Origin of the sequence: Hymenobacter defluvii (assembly GCF_017589435.1) — a bacterium.
GTDB lineage: Bacteria > Bacteroidota > Bacteroidia > Cytophagales > Hymenobacteraceae > Hymenobacter > Hymenobacter profundi.
This window is the reverse complement of sequence record NZ_JAGETX010000004.1, coordinates 55,407-73,538: the sequence shown is the minus strand read 5'-3', so window position 1 is coordinate 73,538 and position 18,132 is coordinate 55,407. Positions and strand designations below refer to the sequence as shown.

Annotated in this window: 13 protein-coding genes; 8 read left to right on the top strand and 5 right to left on the bottom strand. The window is 57.1% G+C overall.

Annotation, left to right across the window (positions count from 1 at the left end):
- The first annotated feature begins 40 nt into the window (after positions 1-40).
- The 4 genes from lpxK to J4D97_RS09085 all read left to right on the top strand — a co-directional run bounded on the left by lpxK (position 41) and on the right by J4D97_RS09085 (position 6,036).
- Positions 41-1,096: a tetraacyldisaccharide 4'-kinase gene (gene lpxK, locus J4D97_RS09100; RefSeq protein ID WP_208307316.1), complete on the top strand. Its 1,056-nt coding sequence runs from the start codon at positions 41-43 to the stop codon at positions 1,094-1,096.
- Entirely contained in the window at positions 1,089-3,191 is a 2,103-nt protein-coding gene (locus J4D97_RS09095) for a putative porin (protein ID WP_208307315.1), read from the top strand. Before lpxK ends, J4D97_RS09095 begins: the two co-directional genes overlap by 8 nt.
- 78 nt (positions 3,192-3,269) lie before the next feature.
- A complete protein-coding gene (locus J4D97_RS09090; protein ID WP_208307314.1) occupies positions 3,270-3,866 on the top strand; it encodes a tRNA-(ms[2]io[6]A)-hydroxylase in 597 nt (198 codons plus the stop codon).
- A 208-nt stretch (positions 3,867-4,074) separates the two neighbouring features.
- Positions 4,075-6,036 (top strand): glycoside hydrolase family 2 protein, encoded by a 1,962-nt coding sequence (locus J4D97_RS09085; protein WP_243900230.1) that lies wholly within the window; start codon positions 4,075-4,077, stop codon positions 6,034-6,036.
- Positions 6,037-6,164: 128 nt separating this feature from the next.
- Here the strand turns inward: J4D97_RS09085 and J4D97_RS09080 are convergent, their stop codons facing one another.
- Positions 6,165-7,262 (bottom strand): Tat pathway signal protein, encoded by a 1,098-nt coding sequence (locus tag J4D97_RS09080; protein WP_185283827.1) that lies wholly within the window; start codon positions 7,260-7,262, stop codon positions 6,165-6,167.
- A 93-nt stretch (positions 7,263-7,355) separates the two neighbouring features.
- Positions 7,356-8,633 (bottom strand): asparagine synthetase B, encoded by a 1,278-nt coding sequence (locus J4D97_RS09075; RefSeq protein WP_208307313.1) that lies wholly within the window; start codon positions 8,631-8,633, stop codon positions 7,356-7,358.
- A 223-nt stretch (positions 8,634-8,856) separates the two neighbouring features.
- On the opposite strand from J4D97_RS09075, the gene J4D97_RS09070 reads away from it, so the two are divergent.
- The 4 genes from J4D97_RS09070 to J4D97_RS09055 all read left to right on the top strand — a co-directional run bounded on the left by J4D97_RS09070 (position 8,857) and on the right by J4D97_RS09055 (position 13,227).
- Complete coding sequence (locus J4D97_RS09070; RefSeq protein WP_185283824.1) at positions 8,857-10,095, top strand: ABC transporter permease; 1,239 nt, start codon at positions 8,857-8,859, stop codon at positions 10,093-10,095.
- A gap of 414 nt (positions 10,096-10,509) precedes the next feature.
- Positions 10,510-10,947 carry a hypothetical protein gene (locus J4D97_RS09065; protein ID WP_208307312.1) on the top strand — a complete coding sequence of 146 codons (438 nt, stop codon included), beginning with the start codon at positions 10,510-10,512 and terminating at the stop codon, positions 10,945-10,947.
- 177 nt (positions 10,948-11,124) lie between these two features.
- The gene (locus tag J4D97_RS09060; RefSeq protein WP_208307311.1) at positions 11,125-12,120 is read left to right on the top strand and encodes an aldo/keto reductase; all 996 of its coding nucleotides are present in this window, start codon (positions 11,125-11,127) and stop codon (positions 12,118-12,120) included.
- A gap of 189 nt (positions 12,121-12,309) precedes the next feature.
- Complete coding sequence (locus tag J4D97_RS09055) at positions 12,310-13,227, top strand: helix-turn-helix domain-containing protein (protein WP_208307310.1); 918 nt, start codon at positions 12,310-12,312, stop codon at positions 13,225-13,227.
- A gap of 117 nt (positions 13,228-13,344) precedes the next feature.
- Here J4D97_RS09055 and J4D97_RS09050 read toward each other — a convergent pair whose 3' ends face one another.
- From J4D97_RS09050 to J4D97_RS23860, 3 genes are all read right to left on the bottom strand, one after another.
- Positions 13,345-14,394: an aldo/keto reductase gene (locus J4D97_RS09050; protein WP_208307309.1), complete on the bottom strand. Its 1,050-nt coding sequence runs from the start codon at positions 14,392-14,394 to the stop codon at positions 13,345-13,347.
- 184 nt (positions 14,395-14,578) lie between these two features.
- Complete coding sequence (gene mtaB / locus J4D97_RS09045; RefSeq protein WP_208307308.1) at positions 14,579-15,916, bottom strand: tRNA (N(6)-L-threonylcarbamoyladenosine(37)-C(2))-methylthiotransferase MtaB; 1,338 nt, start codon at positions 15,914-15,916, stop codon at positions 14,579-14,581.
- 73 nt (positions 15,917-15,989) lie between these two features.
- Positions 15,990-17,846 carry an LTA synthase family protein gene (locus J4D97_RS23860; protein WP_208307307.1) on the bottom strand — a complete coding sequence of 619 codons (1,857 nt, stop codon included), beginning with the start codon at positions 17,844-17,846 and terminating at the stop codon, positions 15,990-15,992.
- Between the last annotated feature and the right edge of the window lie 286 nt (positions 17,847-18,132).

The following is an 18,132-nucleotide window of genomic DNA, read 5'->3' as shown; positions in this document are numbered from 1 at the left end:
TTCCCGCTACTTTTGTTGGCCCGTTCATCCCCCGTTGTTGATGCCCACGCTGCTGACCATCTTGCTGCTGCCTGTTGCCTGGCTCTACGCCGGGGTAATGCATGTGCGCAATTGGTTGTACAGCAAGGGAGTCAAGGAAAGCGAGCAGTTCCCAATACCCATATTAAATGTAGGCAACCTGCGGGTAGGCGGCACTGGCAAAACACCCCACGTGGTCTGGCTGACGCGCCAGCTGCTTCGGCACGGTCAGCACCCCGCTATTCTGAGCCGGGGCTATGGCCGCCAGACCCGCGGCTACCGCCTCGCAACCCCCTCCGACACCGCCCAAACCATTGGCGATGAGCCCCGGCAGTATGAGCAAGATTTCGCGGGACAAGTACCCGTGGCCGTGAGTGAAGACCGATGCGCCGGCATTCGGCAACTACTGGGGCTACCCCAGCCACCTACCGCCGTGGTCCTCGATGATGCCTACCAGCACCGCCGCGTACGTCCTACCCTCAACCTGTTGCTCACCGAGCAGCAGCGCCCGTTTTATGAGGACTACGTGCTGCCGGCCGGACGCTTGCGCGAAAGCCGCGCTGGTGCCCAACGGGCTGACGCCGTGATTGTAACGAAGTGCGACCCTCACCTCAGCGCCGACCAGCAGCAGGATATTGCGCGGCGCGTGCGACGCTATGCCCAGCCCCAGGTACCGGTCTTGTTCTCAGCGTATCAATACGGCGCTCCGGTGGCTGTAAATCAACCGCAAGAAGTTGAAAGACAGTATGTAGTGCTGCTGACGGGCATTGCCAATCCTGCGCCGTTACGCACATATTTGGAGACGGCGGGGTACCAGATTGTAAGCCACGCGGCTTTTGCCGACCACCATTTGTTCAGCGAAACGGAGCTTCGGCAGGTAGCTGCGCAATTACGGCCGGGTGTTAGCGTTTTCACCACGCAGAAAGATGCAGCCCGTCTACAAGTGCCCGCGTTGCGGGCGGTAGTAGCCAGCTGGCCTTTATTTTATATTCCGATTGACGTGCAGTTCTTGGCTGATGGCGAAAACCGTTTGCTGGCGCTGCTGACACCTATTTTTCAGCCCCACGCTGTTGTCTGATTTGTTTCGTTTCCTGCTTGTGAGCCGGCTGCTACGCCGGTGGTTATCGTTGCCGCCGAATCGGGGAAGCTGGTTGGGCCTACTGACTACGCTGGTATTGCTGTTACCCTTGGCCGCCAGCGCCCAGATTGTAGACGACTCTACCAAGGTGCTCTACGGGCCTAAAACCACGTTCATCATCCGGGAGGCCGATGTGTTGCGCGATACCATCACGCCAGTGATGGTGGATACCACTCTCACACGCCTACCCCAGCAGCGCTACTGGCTGCACGACAGCACGTTTCAGCAGGATCTGGGCAACCTGGGCACTGCTACCCGGCCGCTGTTGTGGCAGACCAATACGCAGCTGGGCAACCGCCTGGGGCGCAACGTATTCGATAAGTACGCCATCAATCCGGCTACCATTCCCTACTACGATACCCGCTCGCCCTACTCGTATTTTCAGTTCAATCTGGGTAGTACTGGCGAGTCGACGTTCCGGCTTTCGTACGCACGCAGCGTGAAGAAGTACTTCAACGTAGGCGCGGTGTACGAGCGATTTACGTCGACCAAAACCCTGGCCGACGTAACGGGCCGCAACGACTTGGTGCGCCACACCAACGTGCTGGTATTTATGCGCTATCAGTCGCCCAATGACCGGTACCACGGCCTGTTCAACGTGACAACGGCCCGGCACCGCGCCATTGAGCAGGGCGGCATCCGGCGTAATAGTGACCCAGTAGCAGCCGATACGTTGCTTGCCAAAGGGCTATTGTTCCTGCAACCCAGCACGCAGTCCGTTTGGTTGCAGACAGCTGCCGGTGGTGCCACCGCCGCCAACGAGGAGGAGCGTAACAACGTGCACCTAGCGCACACCTACCGGCTGCTGGGGCAGGGCCTCACGGCCTTTCACGTGCTGGATTACAATTCCCGGCGCAACCGCTTCTACGACAATGGTATTGTACGCGTAGGCGGCCGGCCGGAATATCCAGGCTACCCCAATACCTTTCTCAATCTCACCAAAACCAACGACATTGCTACCTATCATCAGGTGGAAAATACGCTGGGCTTTCTGGGTACCACGGTCTGGAAAGAGTCTTTAGTGGAGTATCGCGTCTACGCTCGCCGCCGCGACATCAGCCTCCGCATGGAAAGCCTGTTTTCTACCATCACCGGCACCGACTCAGCGGGCCGTGCGCCGCAATTGATAGGACCTGCTATTCCAGCTACTACTAGACTTCAGTCAATAGATACCTACCGAGGAGCAGGTAATGCTTTTGTTGGGCAAATATTCTTGGGTGGCAATGCAGCATTCAACTACAAGCAATTTGCCATTCAAACAGAAGGAGAATATTTGCTGCCAAGAGGTGAATATAAGGTGCGTGGTCAAGCCAGATTAGGTCCTCTGACGGGCGAGATACTCCTTGTTGGCTATTCGCCTACCCTTACTCAGCAGTTATTTAGCGGTAATCACTTTCAATGGGAGTACCGGCCTAACAAGAGTGATAGTACTTTAGATAATACAAATGTTCAGCAGTTCTCAGCCCATATTTCGCAAAAACTTGGCCGTCATCAATTCAATGCCTCTGGCTCATTTATAAGTATCCTTGATTTAGTATATTATGGTACCGATGGGAAGCCACGTAACGCCAGTGCCCAACAGCTTTACATCCTCACGGCCCGGCACCGCTTCAACTACGGCAAGTTCTATTTCGATAACCAGGGAACCTTCACGTATAGTGGCCAGGGAACTAGTGACGACGACCCGATTCGTATCCCGGAGCTGGTGTCGCTGTCGCGGGTGTATTATCAGAACGAGATTTTCCGTAAGGCGCTGTTTGGGCAGATTGGGGCTGAGATGTACTACCAGTCGAGCTACCGGGCGTATCAGTACAGCCCCAGCACCCAGCAGTTTTATCTGCAAAACAGCTTCGAGATTCGCAACTACCCGGTCATCAACGTGTTTCTGGCCGCCGATGTGAAAACGGTAGGTGTGTTTGTGAAAGTGGCCTACCTCAATCAGGGCCTGGCCGGCAACGGCTACTTCACCACGCCCTATTACACGGCCCAGCAGCGCCGCATCCAGTTCGGCATCCGCTGGCAGTTCTTTAATTAGGGTCTTGGGGTCTTAGTTGATATTCTTTACTTGTTAACCATCGACTACGCCCTTCAAAATCCAAGACCCCAAGACCTCATGAAAGAAAAAACCATCCTCAAGCTCAAGCTGAATACCGACCCGCGGTGGGTGGATATTGCCAGCAAAAACATTGAAGATATTCTCGTCGACCACGCCTATTGCGAGCAGAAAGCGGCCAGCACCGGCATTTCACTGATTGTGAAGTATCCCGAGAAAACGCGGTTGGTGGACGAACTGACGCTGCTGGTGGCTGAAGAGTGGAGCCACTTCGAGCGGGTGCTGGAAGAGTTGCGCAAGCGTGGCCACCAACTGGGCCGCCCCCGCCGCGACGAGTACGTGGTGCAGCTGATGACGCACGTGCGCAAGGGCGGCGCCCGCGAGCGGCAGCTCATGGACCAGCTTCTGGTATCGGCCCTCATTGAAGCCCGCAGTTGTGAGCGGTTCAAGCTGCTCTGGAAACACATTCCTGACCCCGACCTGAGCCAGTTTTACTATGAGTTAATGGTATCGGAAGCCGGCCACTTTGTGAGCTACGTGGACCTGGCCAAAGAATACTGCGACCCCAAAGACGTAGACATCCGCTTGCAGGAGCTGCTGAAAATTGAAGGCGATATTGTGACCAACTTGCCCGTGCGCGACGACCGAATGCACTAACTGGCAAGAGCAGGTAGCAGGCTACTGTAGAGTTAGATAGGGTAGGGGAAAGAGTAGGTACGCAGTACGGAGGGTGTAAGCAGCCTTTAGGGTAGAAGGCAGTCCTTAGGCAAGCCGGGTATATCGTGTAGTTTCAAACGGATATGCTATACTACGGCTTACGGCTCACCGGCTATTCCGCGCTTCCACTCACCAAAACCCTACCTGCATGATGCACTTAAAACGCATTAGTTTACTCGCCAGCCTCGGCGCGGCCTTGCTCGGCGCGGCGCCCAACGCTCGGGCGCAGGCGCCAGCCACTACCACCCCCGAGGTGCGCAAGGCGCCCATTATGAGCCGATGGGAGAAGAAAGTAACCCCCGGCAACGCCTGGCGCGAGTACCCGCGCCCCCAACTGGTGCGCCCGCAGTGGCAGAACCTGAACGGACAGTGGGACTACGCCATTACCACCCAAACGGTGCCTGCGCCTACCTCGTTCGAGGGGAAAATCCTGGTCCCCTTCTGCGTGGAATCAACCCTTTCGGGCGTAACCAAACCCCTGCGCCCCGAGCAGCGCCTTTGGTACCGCCGCTTCCTGCAAGTACCCACGCAGTGGCAGGGCCAGCGAATACTGCTGCACTTTGGGGCCGTAGACTATGAATGCAGCCTGTGGCTGAACGGTGGACTGGTAGGCAGCCATACCGGCGGTTCTGACCCCTTCAGCTTCGACATCACGGACTTTCTGAAAACCGAAGGCGACAATGAGCTGGTGTTGGGCGTGACGGACCCCAGCTCCACCGGCGAGCAGCCCCGCGGTAAGCAGGTCACCAACCCCGAAGGCATTTGGTACACACCCGTGTCGGGTATCTGGCAAACGGTGTGGATGGAGCCAGTGCCCACCGCCGGCTACCTCGAAGAGGTGCGCCTGACGCCCGAGGTAGACTCCAGCCGCCTGCGCGTGGAGGCGCTCCTGCACCGCCCGGTTAGCGAAAGAAATTACACCAGCGCCATCCGCGTCACGGCCATGGATGGGAAGAAAACGGTGGCTAGCACAGTGGTTAAGGTAGGGCAGGTGGCCTACCTCACCATCGCCAAACCCAAGCTCTGGTCGCCCGACAAACCGTTTCTGTATGATGTGAAGACGGAGCTAGTGACCGTGGAAGACCCCTTCGGCGACATGGCCCGCAACCAGCGCCCCCGCGGCGGCCGGGCCTTAGCCGACGCCTACGCCAAGGCCTCTGTGGTAGGCACGCCTACAGATGTAGTGACGGGTTACTTTGCCATGCGCAAGATTTCGCTGGGGCCGGGGCCGGTACAGGGGCAGCCCGTATTGCTGCTCAACGACAAGTTTGTGTTTCAGAATGGTCCGCTTGACCAGGGTTGGTGGCCAGCCGGGCTGCTCACGCCGCCTTCGGATGAGGCCATGATTTTCGAGATAGACTTTCTAAAACAGTCCGGCTTCAACATGTTGCGCAAGCACATCAAAGTAGAGCCCGACCGCTACTATTACCAGGCCGACCGGTTGGGAATCCTGATTTGGCAGGACATGCCCTCCGGCTTCCTGGATCATACCTCGCAAAACGACCACAACGGCGTGCAGCAGGAACCGCTGCGTCGCTCGCTGGCCAAAGAGCAATTTGAACTGGAGCTGCACCGCATGATAGACCGCCTCTACAACCACCCCAGCATCGTGACGTGGGTGGTGCACAACGAGGGCTGGGGCGAGTACGACAACCAGCGCCTGGCTGCCCAAACGCAGAAGCTCGACCCGAGCCGCCTGGTAAATGCCGTGAGCGGCTGGAACGACCGGGGTGCCGGCGACTTTTTCGATATTCACACCTACGAGGAGGAGCCCCGCGCCCCAGAGGCTAAGCCTAACCGCGCCGTAGTAATAGGGGAGTTTGGCGGCATCGGCTGGCCCATCGAAGGCCACCTCTGGAACCCCGAGATGCGCAACTGGGGCTACCAGACCTATCACGACGCCAAAACCGTGGAAGAAGCCTACCGGAAGAAATACGCCAAAATCATCGATTACTATCAAAATCGGGCACTTTCTGCCGCCGTCTACACTCAAACCACCGACGTAGAAGGCGAGGTAAACGGCCTGCTGACGTATGACCGGGAGGTCATCAAAATTCCGGTGAAAACGCTGCGCAAAATTCACGCGCCGCTATTCAAGGAGGTGAAATAAGCTACTTTGAAAGGCCGTCATGCTGAGCGGAGTCGAAGCATCTCTACTGGTAGTAATCACTCACGGTAGAGATGCTTCGACTCCGCTCAGCATGACGGCTTTTTCTTGTCTATAAAGCAAAGAAAACGCTACTGCGCCGTGCTTACCTGCGCCGAAGCTGTTTTCAGCGCCAGCAACGCCCCATCCGACACGTCGCCGAACAACGATACGCCGGCCGCGCCGTTGCGAAGCGCGTTGGTAATGCCTTGCTGTACTTCCTGATTGTTTTTAAAATCGGGTAGAAATAGACCGGCGTACAGTGGAAATTTTCCGTTTAGGGCCTGCACGCCTTCAGCCACGGCCTGCCCAATCCAGGCCACGTTTTCCTTGTAGAAACCGTGGTAGATCATGGGGCACACGCCGCTGATGTTCCAGTTCACCCAGTCCTGCTTCACGTTGCGGTGAGCAATATCGGGGGTAGGGAACACGGCGGCCGTCATGGGCTTCTTGTATTGCTGGGCCACCTTCATCAGTCGCTCTACCACCCGGTTCACACGCTGGTAGCGAAACAGGCGCCACGAGGGGCTGGCCTCCGGGTACTGCACCGTGTCGATATCAATGCCGTGCTCGGCCTTATAGGCGGCTTTGCAGACCGAGCAGTAGCAGAAATCGTACTCCGGCAACTCGCTGGTCTGCACAATGTTGTACTTGTCCCACAGATTCACGGGTAGGATTACGTCGCAGAACCGTACGTAATCGAGGTGCACGCCGTCCACGTAGTCCTTTTTGAGAGCGGCAGCGTAGTCGTCTTCGAGGTACTTTTTCACCTCCTCACGCGAGGGGCACAGCCAGCGGTAGTAGTCTACATAGGGCGGGTGGGTAGCGCAGGACTTGCCCGTGCGGCTCACGGCGTACCACTCGGGGTGGGCTTGCAGCAAGGACTTTTCGCCGCGGTTCATGGTCCAAATCCAGCGGTGGGCCTCCAGCTTCTGGGCTTTAGCGGCGCGGCAATGCTTTTCGCTGTCGGCCTCGAAAAAGATGCCGCGTACGCCTGCTTCGTAATACTTGCGGTAGCGCTCAGCCAGTTGCTGCTCGGTGTCTTTGGCGTCGGGATTGGTCCATACCCAATGTTTCCAACGGGTTTTGGGAGCGACTGCGGGCACGGCAGCGGTGGCTACGCTGGGCAATAAGGTGGCTGAAAGGCCCGCTACTACACTGTTTTTAACGAAATTTCGCCGGCTGGTCATAGGGTTGAAGGGTTTTGGAGGTAGGGCAAAGAAAGTCAAGGCGAATATAACAGTACTGTCATCCTAAGCTTGCGAAGGATGACAGTACTGTTATTAGGTCTTCTGCTTCTTTTTCTTTGCGGCCGGGAAAAGCACGTTGTTGAGAATCAGGCGGTAACCGGGGGAGTTAGGGTGCAGGGCGAGGTCGGTGGGCTCTTCCTCTACCATGTGTTGGTAGTCTTCGGGGTCGTGGCCGCCGTAAAACGTCCAGGTGCCTTTGCCCAGGGTGCCGTGCATGTAGCGCACTTCGCCGGAAGCCTTGTTTTCGCCCATTACCACTACATCGGGCTTGATGAGGGACTTCCGGAAGGCGGTTGTCTGGCCCATAAAGCCCTTTATCACCTTCTCGTGGTCCTGGGTGAGCATGGTGGGCACGGGGTCGTACTTGGCCGAGAACGTGAACAGCTGGAAGTAGTCGTTGCCCTCGTACACGCCCCGCTCGGCGGGCTGCATGTCGATGTTGGAGAATTCGTACTCGTACGGGTCGCGCACAATCTGGAAATTCTGGAAGGCCAGCGTGCGGTTGAAGTTCAGCTTCTGCTGGGCCTGCGGGTCGGACGCGTCGCCGTCGTACATGCTCTCTACCATGTCTACGCCCAGGCCCGCCAGGGCAATATCGTAGGTGTCGGTGGCGCCGCACATGGCAAACATAAAGCCGCCGCCGGCAATAAAGGCCTGCATTTTGGTCACCACGGCACCCTTCATCTCACTCACTTTGGCAAAACCGTTGCGCTTGGCCGCGGCTTCCGAGTCGCGCTGCTGCTGCTGGTACCAGGGCCGAAAGCGGTAATTGCGAAAAAACTTACCGTACTCGCCCGTAAAATCTTCGTGGTGAATGTGCAGCCAATCGTACTTGGGCAGGTCGCCGCGCAGCACTTCGTCGTCGTAAATCTGGGTGTAGGGAATTTCGGCGTAGGCCAGCACCAGCGTCACGGCGTCGTCCCAGGGCTGCTTACCTTTGGGCGTATACACCGCAATCTTGGGCACCTTCTCCAGCTTCATGATGTCCATGTTGGCATTGGGGTCGGCAATCTGGCTGAGCACGCCGGTGTACTGGGCTTCAGAAATCACCTGGTACGTGACGCCCCGCACGGCCAGCTCGTTTTCGGCGCCAGCCACCGCGTCGAAGGCAAAGGCCCCGCCTCGGTAATTCAGCAGCCAGTCCACTTCCACCTGTTTGCCCAGCAGCCAGTAGGCAATACCATACGCCTTTAGGTGTTCTTTCTGCGCCTCATCCATCGGAATGAGAATGTGGTTGGCCCAAGCCGCAACGGGTGCGCCTACCCAGAGGACAGCCAGCAGCAGGAGAGAAAGTAAACGCTTCGACAACATAGAATAAGCAACTAAAAACCGCGAAAGAAGAACAACGTGCTCAGTCCGGAAAACGAGATAAAAGCCCGTGTACTATGCCAATTATTCGGCTCGTTGGCCGCGATATCCGCTGATATCGCATCTAAACAAATGTAGCGAAACGGGGCGGGAGTTGTGCCGAAAGCGCCTACCTTGCACTACCTACTACCCGGCCCGTTGCTGGGTAGCTGCACCACGTTTGGCCATGCACTTTTTAGAAAACATAAAGGAGGCGTTCCGTTCCATCCGGAGCAATCTGCTGCGTACCATCCTCACGGCCCTCATCGTGAGCATCGGCATTATGGCGCTGGTTGGTATTCTGACGGCCATTGACGCCATGAAGTTCTCGCTGAGCCAGACGTTTGCTAGTCTTGGGGCTAACTCGTTTGAAATCAGTGCTAAAGGATACAATAATCGCTCCCGGCGTGGGGGTGTGCAGGAAAAAGTCTACCCGGTTATCACCTATTTGCAGGCCCGGCAGTACAAGCAGCAGATCGGCGACGAAGGTCGGGTGGGCATCTCGGCTTTTATTTCGGGAGCAGTGGAGGTGAAGGCGGGTAGCGAGAAAACCAACCCCAACATGCGCGTAGTGGCCGGCGACGATAACTACCTGTTGATTCAGAGCTACAACCTACTGGCAGGCCGCAGCTTTTCGGCGTCTGAACTGGAAAGCGGCGCCAACGTGGCCATTGTAGGGCAGGAAATCAAGGATAAGCTATTCCCGAGCCAGAGCCCGATAGGGGAGTATGTGTACCTGATGGGGCGCCGCTTTCTGGTGGTAGGCCAGCTGGAAAAAAGCGGCAGCACCATGGGCGGCGGTGGCGCCGACCGCACCGTGCTGATTCCGCTAGAAACCGGCAACCAGATGCCCCGTCAGCAGGCCCTGAACTACGAAATCAAAACTGCTACCCCTGACCCCAATAACCTCACCTACCTCACCGGCCTGGCTACCGGCTCCATGCGCGCCGTGCGCCACGACGCCCTGGGCCAGCCCGATTCCTTTGAGATAGAGCGCAGCGACTCGCTGGCTGCCAAGCTGGATGAGCTGTCGGGTAATATCCGTATCGGGGGCTTTCTGGTAGGATTCATCACGCTGCTCGGCGCCAGCATTGCCCTCATGAATATCATGATGGTATCCGTGACGGAGCGCACTCGTGAAATTGGTATCCGTAAGGCCTTGGGCGCTACCTCCCGCCAGATTCGGCAACAGTTTCTAATGGAAGCCATTGTGATTTGCCTGCTGGGAGGTGCCTTGGGCGTAGCGCTGGGCGTGGCCATGGGCAACGGCGTAATGCTGTTTGTGGGTGGCGGCGGTTTCCTGGTGCCCTGGGTCTGGATTATGCTAGGCCTGCTTATCTGCGTGAGTGTCGGGCTGGCCTCGGGCTACTACCCCGCCAGCAAAGCCGCCAAGCTCGACCCCATCGAGTCGCTTCGCTACGAGTAGGTTCTTACTCTATTCCGATTTCACACGAAGATAGAGGAGCTGAAAAGGGAGGTAAAAGGAGTTCAATCGTTCGGCGATACTCTTTTACCTCCCTTTTTCAGCTCCTCTATCTTCGTGTGAAATACTATTATACAAATGTTGTTATTATGGATATGTAAAAACATGTATATATTTGTGCTTTCACAGAAGGTAGCGTATATGGCCACGAATAGCACGGTAGGACAACGAATCAGCCAGTTGATAGCACAATTGGGTATTTCCAAAAATGCCTTTGCTATGTCTTTGGATAAAACGGCAACGGTGATTCAACACCTTGTAGACGAGCGAAATAAGCCGGGATTTGACCTTTTGTGTAAAATATTTGAGACGTACCCAGCGGTATCGAAAGATTGGTTGATGCAAGGAGAAGGGACTATGTTTGCCACCACTGTGGCTCCCGCCGAAGCAGCGCAGCTTGTGGCTACTCCTCCGGTAGCTGCTACCGCACCGGCACCCGTAGAAGAATTACCCGCGCCAACACCCGTAGCGGCCACACCAACACCGGCGCCTGCCCCAGTGGCCCCCGAGCCGATAGTGCAAGCGCCTGCTCCAGCACCAGCAGCGCCTGAGCCAGTAGCGCCCGCCCCGACGCCGCCAATTGCTTCTTTACCCCCAGCGCCAGCGCCCGTTGTAGCTGCTCCGGCTGCTATGCCGGCTGCTCCGGCCGCTTCCGATGCAAGCTGGCAAACGGCCCTTTACACGCAGCAAATGGCGCATCAGTTGGCTATGGCCGAGATGCGCAATCAGCATTTACAGGAGCAGCAGCGCATGATGCAACAAATGATGGAACTGATGCAGCGGCAGCTCAGCTAGGGTTGCTACCCACTTAATCAACTAAGAAGCACCGGTACCTGCCGGTGCTTTTTTTATGAACTGTACTATGCTGCTGCGTTTTGTGTAGCATTCTCCGCAGTTTGTATACACTCAACGCTTAGTAGATGCCAGACCTTTGTTGAGCAAAAAGATAGTTCAACATTTAGGTATAACATCATGAGCAGTATCAAACGAGTAGCCCTGGGTAGCCAGGGGTTGGAAGTGCCCGTCGAAGGGTTGGGCTGCATGGGCATGACGGGCGGCATCAACGGCATGAGCGTATACGGCGAAGCCGATGAGCAGGAAAGCCTGGCAACCCTGCACCGCGCCCTGGAGCTGGGCGTAAACATGCTAGACACCGCCGACTTATACGGTCCCATGCTCAACGAACGGCTGATCAGCAAAGTCCTGGCTGGCCAGCGCGATAAGTATATCGTCGCCACGAAGTTCGGTTTCGAGGTAGACGATCAGGAGAACTGGACTGGCGGCTATAACGGCCGCCCCGAATACGTGCGCAAGTCCATTGAACGCTCCTTGCGCAACCTGGGCACCGACTACGTAGACCTCTACTACTTGCACCGCCTCGACCCGAATACGCCCATTGAGGATACCGTAGGCGCTATGAGCCGGCTGGTAGAGGAAGGCAAGGTGCGCTACCTGGGGCTAAGCGAGGTAGACGCCGACATTCTGCGCCGAGCGCACCAAGTGCACCCTATTTCGGCGCTGGAAACGGAATATTCGCTCTTCGACCGTGGAGTAGAGGAAAAGGGCACGTTGCAGGCGGCGCGCGAACTGGGCATTGGCTTTGTGGCCTACTCGCCATTGGGTAGGGGCTTTTTGTCCGGCGATATCAAAACGCCCGACGACTTCGAGCCCAACGACTCGCGCCGTTTCTTCCCGCGCTATCAGGGTGAAAACTTCTACAAAAACCTGGAGTTGGTAGAGAAGCTGCAAGCTTTGGCTCAGGCAAAAGGCGTCACGGCTGCGCAACTCGCCTTGGCTTGGGTGCTGGCCCAAGATGTAGTAGTGATTCCGGGCACCAAGCGCCGCAAGTACTTGGAGCAGAACGTGGCCGCCGCCAGCATCGAGCTAACCCAGCATGAATTAGCTGAGATAGAAGCCATCATGCCAGTAGGTAGTGCGGCCGGCGCGGCCTACCCAGAGGGGCTATAAGAGAAACAACGGGCAATACGCCCAGCCTGGAAAACATTGCGGCTGCGTTGGCATTTTAGTAATGTCAACGCAGCTTCCAGTTTGGTAGAGATGCCAACGAGTGCCTTTCTACGTTGCCTGACTCCAGCATTCTTTCTTGGTGAGCAGTGCTGAGCAACTCAGTCTATCGATTCTACTCTTATCTGACTTATGAAGCCTACTGGTAGAGAATTTCAGTTGCTGGCGTCCGTATCCGACTTTACGCGACACTTTGGGTTTCCCGAGCCGGTGCACCCGTTATTGACGGTAATCGACTTGGAGAAAACGCGCCACCTCACGCCGCCCACTACGCCGGCGTTGCGGCAGCTCTACATCATTGCCCTAAAGAAAGACCTGCGCGGTCAGATGCAATACGGCCGGCAGAGCTACGATTTCAGCAACGGGGTGCTGGGGTTCTATGCGCCCGGCCAGCTCTGCGAAGGCAACGACGGTTTGGATATTTCGGCGCTGAGCGGCTGGATGCTGGTCCTTCACCCTGATTTGCTGGCGAAGTATCCGCTGGGGAAGAAAATCACCAGCTACGGCTTTTTTTCCTACCAGGTGCACGAGGCTTTGCACCTCGCGGCCCACGAGGAAAGTGCGTTGGCCGGGCTAATTGACGGGATACGGCGAGAATGCGAACAACCTATTGATGCCTTTAGCCAGGATGTGCTGGTGTCGCAGCTTGATGTGCTGCTGAGCTACGCCAACCGCTTCTACCACCGTCAGTTCCTCACCCGCCGCACCGCCGAGCACGACCTGCTCAGCCGCTTCGAGGCGTTACTGACGGCCTACTTTGCCCAGGACGACGGCGAGCAGCCGCTGCCTACCGTGCAGTACTTCGCCGATGCCCTGCACGTATCGCCAGCCTACCTCAGCGACATGCTCCGCACCCTCACCGGGCAAAGCACCCAGCAGCACATTCACCAGGCCTTGATCGAAAAAGCCAAGCGCATACTACTGTCCACTTCTCTAAGTATCAACGAAACAGCCTTTCAGCTGGGCTTCGAGTATCCGCAGTATTTCAGTCGGCTATTCAAAAGCAAAACCGGCCTCACGCCGGCTGAATTTCGGTTTTCAGTGCAGTAGTGCAAGCCCTACCATTTCATGCTACACGGTGAGGTAGAATGCACAACTACCGACGGAAACTGTCGCGCTGACAGCTTCCGTCGGTAGTTGTGCAATAGTCTGAAATCCAAATAAAAGCTACTGCCAACCCTGCACAGAATTACCGCCGAAAATGCTCTTGTTTACGGTCGGCGTGAAGATGCCGTAGGGAAAGGCCGGGGGTAGGGCGCTGGCTTCGTTTAACTGCCGGAGCTGGTCGGGGGTGAGTGTGATGTCCAGTGAAGCCAGGTTGTCGTGTAGCTGTTCTTGCCTGCTGGCACCCAGAATCAGCGACGTAATGCCGGGTTGCGCCGTGGCCCAAGCCAGCGCTACCTGGGCCAGCGGCCGGCCAACTTGCGCCGCCACTGCCCGCAGAGCGTCGAGCACGCGCCAGTTGTGGTCCGTGAACTTGGAATCGCCAAACGGATTGCTGCCGCTTAGTCGGCCTTCGCCGGTCGTGCCGGCGTCGTTGCGCTGGTATTTGCCGGCCAGAAAGCCAGCTGCCAGCGGGCTCCAGGGTAGAACGCCCAAGCCACACTCGCGGGCGGCGGGCACGTGCTCCTGTTCGATGTGTCGCTCCACGAGAGAGTACTCCAGCTGCATGGCAATGGGGCCGGGCACGGCGTGTGTCTGCGCCAGCGTGGCGGCTTTGGCGGCATACCACGCCGGAACATCAGAAAAGCCGAAATAGCGGATTTTACCGGCGCGCACCAGGTCGCCCAGCGTTTGCAACACTTCCTCCACGGGCGTCACCATATCCCATACGTGCAGCCAATACAGATCAATATAGTCGGTTTGGAGGCGGCGCAGCGAGGCTTCCAGCGCCTGATAGATGTTTTTGCGGCCGTTGCCGCCGGCGTGTGGGTTGCCGGGCGCGGTGTTGAAGGCGAACTTGGTGGCCACTACCAGCTGGTCGCGCAGGCCGCGTTCGGCTATGTAGCTGCCTACCAACTCCTCGCTGCGGCCTTTGGCGTACACATTAGCCGTGTCAATGGAGTTGCCGCCGGCATCAACATACGCATCAAAAATAGCCCGCGATACCTCATCAGAGGAGCCCCAGCGCGGCGTGCCAAACGTCATGGTGCCCAAAGTAAGCGGACTAACCAGCAGGCCGGAGCGGCCCACTGTGCGAAAATCGGTAAGGTTCATAGAGACAATAGTGAGGTAGGGTGCTGACCTATAACGGCCGATGTGCTACAAAGGTCGGGGTGTGGCTCGGCGCTGATACAACACAAACCGTTGCTTCTGCTACACAAAACGCGACAAGGCGCCGAGCCACGGCAATATTTGCCAGTGACCCCACGCCTTGCCGCGTTTTAGCAGGTTGGATGGGCTAGTGCTGAAAAACCTCTATCCCCAATTCCTCTGCTTCCATTAAGTTTTGGGAAGTGACGGCCGTGAGGCGCAGGCGCTTCAGCTCGCCCACCAGCAACGGGTCGTACTTGGCCGTCACGCGGATGTAGTTGGGCGTGAAGCCCTCCATTTGGCCGTTGGTTACGTCGTCCTCAAACAGCACTTCGGCTTCCTGGCCCACGTGCTGCTCATAGAAGAAGCGTTTTTTCTTCTCCGACAGGCTACGCAGCTGCGTGGTACGCTCATGGCGGGTGCGGTCCTGCACCCGGCCGGGTAGGGTAGGCGCCAGCGTATTCGCCCGCTCTGAGTAGGGAAACACGTGCAGGTAGCTCACATCCAGCTCATTCAGAAACTGGTATGTGTCGAGGAAGTCAGCCTCCGTTTCGCCAGGAAAGCCCACAATCACGTCTACCCCAATGCAGGCATGGGGCATCACTTCTTTGATCAAGCGCACGCGCTCCTGGTACAGCTCGCGGCGGTAGCGGCGGCGCATCAGGCCCAGAACCTTATTGGAGCCCGATTGCAGCGGAATGTGGAAATGCGGCGCAAAACGCTTCGACTGCGCCACAAAACGGATAATCTCGTCGGATAGCAGATTAGGCTCGCAGGAGCTGATGCGGAAGCGGTTGATGCCCTCTACCTCGTCCAGGGCCTGCACTAAGTCGTAGAAGTTTTCCCGCCGCTCGCGTTCCGGACCTTGCAGGCCAAAGTCGCCCAGGTTCACGCCCGTCAGCACGATTTCCTTCACGCCGGTAGCGGCCAGCTTTTCCACGCGTTCCACTACGCTCTGCACCGAATCGGAGCGGCTGTGGCCCCGCGCCAGCGGGATGGTGCAGAACGAGCAGGAGTAGTCGCAGCCGTCCTGCACCTTCAGGAACGTGCGCGTCCGGTCGCCGTAGCTGTGGGCCGCGTGAAACTCAGTGGCCTCGCTGATCGGCGACGCATACACGCGCCCCGGCCCGGCAACAGGCTTCTCAAAACCGGCGAGCGTTTCCACCAGCCGAAATTTTTCGGCGGCGCCCAACACGGCGTGCACGCCGGGAATCTCGGCAATTTCCTGCGGCTTGAGCTGCGCGTAGCAGCCTACAATGGTCACGAAAGCCTCGGGATTGTGCTTGAGGGCTTCCTTCACCACCTTGCGGCATTTGCGGTCGGCATGGTCCGTGACCGAGCAGGTATTGATAACGTAAATATCGGCCGCGTCCTCAAAGGCTACTTTCTCGAAGCCATACTCTTCAAACTGTCGCCCAATGGCGGAAGTCTCGGAGAAATTGAGCTTGCAGCCCAGCGTGTAAAAGGCAACTTTCCTGGTTTCCATAAGCAAGCCGCAAAGATACGACGCAGGCGCTGAATGGAATAATGGAGGTAAGAAGGAAGCGTTATAGGACCTGCTATTTGCGCAAAAAATCCTCGAACGACACCTGCTCATAGGCCTGCCCCAACTGTACCTGCGAAGCTGCGGTGCCGGGCGTTTTGTAAATCACACGACGGCCCACGTTGTCATATAGCACGGTGTCCTGTGGAGTGAGCAGGCCGAAGCCGTCGGTGAAGCAGTAGAAGGCAAAGGAGCGCGCCGCCGGGCGCAGCAGGTCGCGGCTGAAGGAGTAGGGGGCTGCTGGTAGTCCCAGTTGTCCCAGCAGCGTGGCCGCTACGTCTGTTTGCGAACCCATTACGTCGATGGTTTTTCCCTGCGCGGCGGGAAGCAGGGCGCCGCCCGTTAACACCAACGGAATATGAAACTTCTCTGGGGCGTAGTTGGGCGTGTTGCCGGGTTGGGGGTGACCGTGGTCGGCTACCAGTACCACCAGCGTATTGTTCCACCACGGTTGCTGGCGGGCCGCGTGCAGAAATTGGCCCAGCACGTGGTCGGTGTAGTACACGGAGTTGCGGAACAGGTTGGCCTCATTGGTGCCGGGAAAGCGCGAGCGCATGGGCACATCAAACGGCTCGTGGCTGCTGAGCGTGAAGGCCGTCACGAAGAAGGGCTGTCGCTGGTGCTCCAAATCGGTGAGGATGTGCTGGAACAGCACGTGGTCGTGGGCGCCCCACTTCGAATTCTGCTCATCGGGCTGAAAGTCGGCACGTTCCGTCAGCGCATCGTAGCCGCCGGCGACCAGGTAGCTCTTCATATTGGCAAAAGCCAGCTCGCCACCATAATAATAGTGCGAGGAATACCCGGCCGCCTGCAAGGAGCCTACCAGTTGGGGCAGCCGCTCGGTTTTGCGCGGATACTTAATAATGCTAGTGGTAGGCTGGTTGGGGTAGCCCGAGAGCAGCGCCACCAAACCCTTCTGGCTCCGGTCGCCGGCCGCATAGACGTGGCTGAACCGTACGCCCGTGCGGCTCAGGCTATCTAGGGTAGGCGTCACGCCAGCCTCGCCGCCCAAGCTGCCTACCAGCTTGGCCGTGAAACTTTCCAGAATAATAAACAACACGTTGGGCCGCTGCGTCCGCAGCAGGGTAGGCGGCGGCAACATGGTAACGTCTGGCCGGTACAGCGCCGCAACCCGGCGAGCAGCTGTGGTATCAGGCATGAAGTGATACGGATTGGGCCCGGCGTTTTGGAGGAACAGCGAGTTCATCACGTTCCAGGGAACATTCACGGCCGCGTGATTGGCAAACAGTTGCGGCGCGAAGTATACGTCGCTTTGATTTATCGGAATCTGCTGCACGCCGCCCCGCAGCGGCACGATCAGCAGCAGCATATATAATAGGCCAATCAATGCGGCTCGTCCCCGGCCAACGTGCGGGGGTAGGGGAGCCAGTCGGCCTACCACTCCTTTATATAGGAGCCAGCCCACCATGAGTAGGGCTGCGAATAAGGTCGTCAGTAACAGCAGAGGAGCCGAAGCGGCAGAAGCTGCCATCTCGCCGGGGGTGTCTATATATTGTAGCGGCGTGGCATCAAGCCGAAACCCCCAGGCTTTATATAAGGCCAGATCGGCTACCGATAAGAATGATACGACGACACCCGCCACCGCCGAGAAGCCACGCACAAGGCGCTCCTGCGGAAAGGCAGGTCCTAATAGGCTGCCCAGCGTGAGCAGCGCAAAGGGTAGGAGACACACATACGCCGTGGCTGAGGCATCCAGCCGCAAGCCATAGCCAAAAACCTGGGCAATGGTGCTTAGCGATAGCGAAGTAGTGTCACTCCACTGATAAAGCAGAAAAAGAACCTTGGCAACAACGAAAAAAAGTAGCCAGAACAGAAAGTAACGGGGCTGAAATGCAAAACGGGTAGTATTCACAGCGCAAAAGTAGCGCGCCGAGCGTTGGATGCTTACTACAATAGAAAAGTATGGGCTGTGCTAAGCCTCAAAAGCGAGCTATTGTATTTGCTGGCAATAGCTTGAAGGAAAAATAATGGGAGCCTTTAGAAAATATTTTGCTCAGTGAAATAACCGCAAACGTTTCCGGATATATATAAGAGAAAGCATATGTTGAGTACCACTTTATATTTCAAACGTTTTAGTTGGTAGGTGGGGTGTTTTTTATGGTGCCTGTGGAAATAAGTAAGGATTTTTCTGAAAAAGG